Source organism: Streptomyces sp. CNQ085 (assembly GCF_022614595.1).
In the GTDB taxonomy this organism is placed as follows: Bacteria; Actinomycetota; Actinomycetes; order Streptomycetales; family Streptomycetaceae; genus Streptomyces.
In genome coordinates this window covers 1-3,242 of sequence record NZ_JAJFAU010000136.1, presented here as the reverse complement: position 1 = coordinate 3,242, position 3,242 = coordinate 1, and the positions used below count along the sequence as shown (strand labels likewise).

Genomic DNA, 3,242 nt, shown 5'->3' with positions numbered 1-3,242 from the left:
GGCGGCGAACGCCCGCCCCCCGCGCGCGAGCGTATGAAGGGGGTGCGGCTGATGTCCGGGGCGACGGTCGGCGCCGTGCTGATCGGCGTGGTGGTGGCGGTGGGCGCCGGGCCTCTGGCACGGCTCAGTGAACGGGCGGCGGTCGATCTTCTGGAGCGCAGTACGTACCAGGAGGCCGTACTCGGCGATTCGGGCGGGAGGGCCGGATGAGCCCGGCGGACGACGACCAGGCGGAGGGGGACACGAGTACTCCGGGAGTTCGGGACGGCCCCCCGCACAGGACGTCCCGGCAGTGGCCCCTGGCCCTGTGGCTGTGGGCGCTGTGGATCGTGCTGTGGGGGTCGGTGAGCCCGGTCGTGCTGGTGGGCGGGGCGGTGGTGGCCCTGCTGGTGGTGGTCCTCTTCCCGCTGCCCTCGATCGCCCGGCGGGCGAGGCTCCACCCGCTGTGGCTGCTCCTCTTCCCCGCGCGCCTGCTGGCCGGACTGGTCGGATCGGCCGTCGCCGTGGCCCTGGAGGCGGTCCGGCGCGGTCCGCGGGTGCGGGCCGCGGTGCTGGAGGTCCCGCTGCGGTCGGAGAGCGATCTGATGATCGCCGCCACCGCCAACATGGCCTCGCTGACTCCGGGCACTCTCGTGCTGGAGGTCGACCGGGACCGGCGGCGGCTCTACGTGCATGCGCTGCCCGCCCGTGACACCCGGGAGGTGGAGCGCCGCCGAGGCGAGGTCGCGGCGGCCGAGCGGTGGGTGGTGCGGACCATCGGTCCCGCCGGGATGCGGGAGGACCCGAACCGGCGGGAGCCGGGATACGGAGGAGAGGAGGAGCAGAGGTGAGTGTGGTCGCGACCGTCGCCCTGGCCCTGCTCGCGGTCACCGCCGTGATGGTGGTCTACCGCCTGGTGCGCGGCCCGCACGCGCTGGACCGGATCGTGGCGGTGGAGATCCTGGTGACGACGGTCGTCGCCGGGGCCGCCGTGGCCGTGGCGGTGTGGGAGTACACCTCGGCCGTGCTCGTCCTGCTCGTGCTGGCGCTGCTCGGCTTCATCGGATCGGTGACGGCGGCGCGGCTCGCCGAGGAGCGGGAGGACATGCGGTGAACGCGTTCGTCGAGACGGCCCTGGAGGCCGTCACGGCCGTCCTGCTGCTGTGCGGTGCCGTCTTCTGCCTGCTGGGAGGCGTCGGACTGGTGCGCTTCCCGGACACCGTCACCCGGCTCCAGGCCGCTGCCAAGGCGCAGAACCTGGGCCTGCTGCTGATCCTGATCGGGGCGGCCCTGCGGGCGCCCCTGCCGTACGCCGGTCTGCTGCTGCTCATCGCGGTCTTCCAGCTGACCACCGTGCCCGTCCTTGGCCAGATCGTCGGCCGGATCGCCTACCGCACCGGCGCGGTGGAGCGGTACACCCTCACGGTGGACGAACTGGCGGAGCGGCTCGCGCCCCCGGACGCCGGCGCGGGCGGGAACGGGGGCGGACGCGGGCGCGAGACCTGACCGGCGCGGGGGCGTCAGCGGGAGAGGCGGACCACCATCGCCGAACCGCCGCCGCGCCGCTCCGGCTCGGCGACGGCCCGCACCCGCCCGTCGGGCAGGACCTCCAGCGCCGCGACCGCGCCGATCTCCGGCGACGGGGTGAACGCCGGGGGCGGAAGGGTGAACCGGTGGCCCAGCCGCTCCAGCGGCGCCCGCTCGGCGGCGGACTCCAGGAAGGCCGGCTCCGCCGACGTGGCGGTGGTGTTGCGCTGCGACAGCCGCGGCGCGGCTACCGCCTCGGGCAGCGTCATGCCCAGGTCGATCCGGTTGAGCAGGGTCTGCAGCACGGTGGTGATGATGGTGGAGCCACCCGGCGAGCCCAGTGCCAGCAGCGGACGGCCGTCCTCCAGCACGATCGTGGGCGCCATGCTGCTGCGCGGCCGCTTGCCCGGACCGGGCAGGTTCGGGCCGGCCACGTCCTCTGACAGGGGGGTGAAGTCGAAGTCCGTCAGCTCGTTGTTGAGCAGGAAGCCCCGGCCGGGCACGGTGATGGCCGAGCCGCCGGTCTGCTCGATGGTGAGCGTGTACGACACCACGTCGCCCCAGCGGTCGGCGGTGACCAGATGGGTGGTGGACGGGCCCTCGTATCCCTCGCCGCCGCCCCGGCCCGCGGAGCGGCCCCAGGAGTCCGGGTCGCGCGGATCGGCGGGCGCCAGCGGGCTGGCCAGCGCCCGGTCCGGGGCGATCAGGCTGGCCCGCTCCTTGGCGAAGCGCTCCGAGAGCAGCTCCTCGGCGGGCACCTCGGAGAACGCCGGGTCGCCCACCCAGCGGCCGCGGTCGGCGAAGGCCACGCGGCTCGCCTCCAGGTAGTGGTGGAGGGCCTGGGCGCGGTCCATCCCGGCGAGGCCGAAGCCCTCCAGGATGTTCAGCGCCTCGCCGGTGGTGGTGCCCCCGGAGGAGGACGGGGCCATGGAGTACACCTCCAGGCCCCGGTAGTCCACCCTCGTCGGCCTCTGCCGCAGTACGCGGTACCGTGCGAGGTCGCCGGCGGTCATCAGGCCCGGCCGTACCCTGCGGTCGGCGCCCGGCGCGACGGGCGGCCTGCGCACGGTGGAGGCGATCTCGCGGGCGAGCCGCCCCTTGTAGAGTGCGTCCGCGCCCTCACGGGCCAGCAGCCGGTAGGTGCCGGCGAGACCGGGGTTGCGGAACCGCGAGCCCACCTGGGGCAGTTCACCGCCGGGCAGGAACAGCTCGGCGGTGGGGGTGAAGTCGCGGAAGCGGTCCTCGTTGAGCGCCGTCTGGGCGCGGAACTCCTCGTCCACGGTGAAACCACGCTCGGCCAGGCGGACGGCGGGCCGCAGCGCCCGGGCCAGGGAGACCGTCCCCCATCTGTCCAGGGCCGTCTCCCAGGTCGCCGGGGTGCCGGGAACACCCACCGACAGGCCGGAGTTGACCGCCTCATCGAAGGGGATGGGCTTCCCGTCGGCCGGGTCGAGGAAGGAGTCCGGCCGCATGGCGGCCGGGGCGGTCTCCCTGCCGTCGAGGGTGTGGACGCGGCCGGTGCGCGCCTCGTGGTGGACGAGGTAGCCGCCGCCCCCGACGCCCGCCGAGTAGGGCTCGACGACGCCGAGCGCCGCCGCGGTGGCCACGGCGGCGTCCACCGCGTTGCCGCCCGCGCGCAGCACCTCCAGACCGGCGCGGGAGGCGTACGGGTCGACGCTGGAGACCGCGCCGCCGTATCCGGTGGCGACGGGCCGCTTCGCCGGCGGCTCCCGGCC

Annotated in this window: 4 protein-coding genes and 1 pseudogene; 4 read left to right on the top strand and 1 reads right to left on the bottom strand. The window is 75.2% G+C overall.

What is annotated here, in order from left to right:
- The 4 genes and pseudogenes from LJ221_RS19520 to mnhG form a co-directional block, all read left to right on the top strand.
- Positions 1 to 210: pseudogene (locus tag LJ221_RS19520) on the top strand (Na+/H+ antiporter subunit D); the annotation flags it as partial.
- The gene (locus LJ221_RS19515) at positions 207 to 830 is read left to right on the top strand and encodes a Na+/H+ antiporter subunit E (RefSeq protein ID WP_241718026.1); all 624 of its coding nucleotides are present in this window, start codon (positions 207 to 209) and stop codon (positions 828 to 830) included. The pseudogene LJ221_RS19520 and the gene LJ221_RS19515, both read left to right, overlap by 4 nt.
- Positions 827 to 1,093 (top strand): monovalent cation/H+ antiporter complex subunit F, encoded by a 267-nt coding sequence (locus LJ221_RS19510; RefSeq protein ID WP_241718025.1) that lies wholly within the window; start codon positions 827 to 829, stop codon positions 1,091 to 1,093. The genes LJ221_RS19515 and LJ221_RS19510 overlap by 4 nt, the downstream gene beginning before the upstream one ends.
- Complete coding sequence (mnhG, locus tag LJ221_RS19505) at positions 1,090 to 1,485, top strand: monovalent cation/H(+) antiporter subunit G (RefSeq protein ID WP_241718024.1); 396 nt, start codon at positions 1,090 to 1,092, stop codon at positions 1,483 to 1,485. The genes LJ221_RS19510 and mnhG overlap by 4 nt, the downstream gene beginning before the upstream one ends.
- 14 nt (positions 1,486 to 1,499) lie before the next feature.
- Here mnhG and ggt read toward each other — a convergent pair.
- Positions 1,500 to 3,242 (bottom strand): gamma-glutamyltransferase (ggt, locus tag LJ221_RS19500; protein ID WP_241718023.1); only part of this gene is annotated, 1,743 nt, incomplete at its 5' end.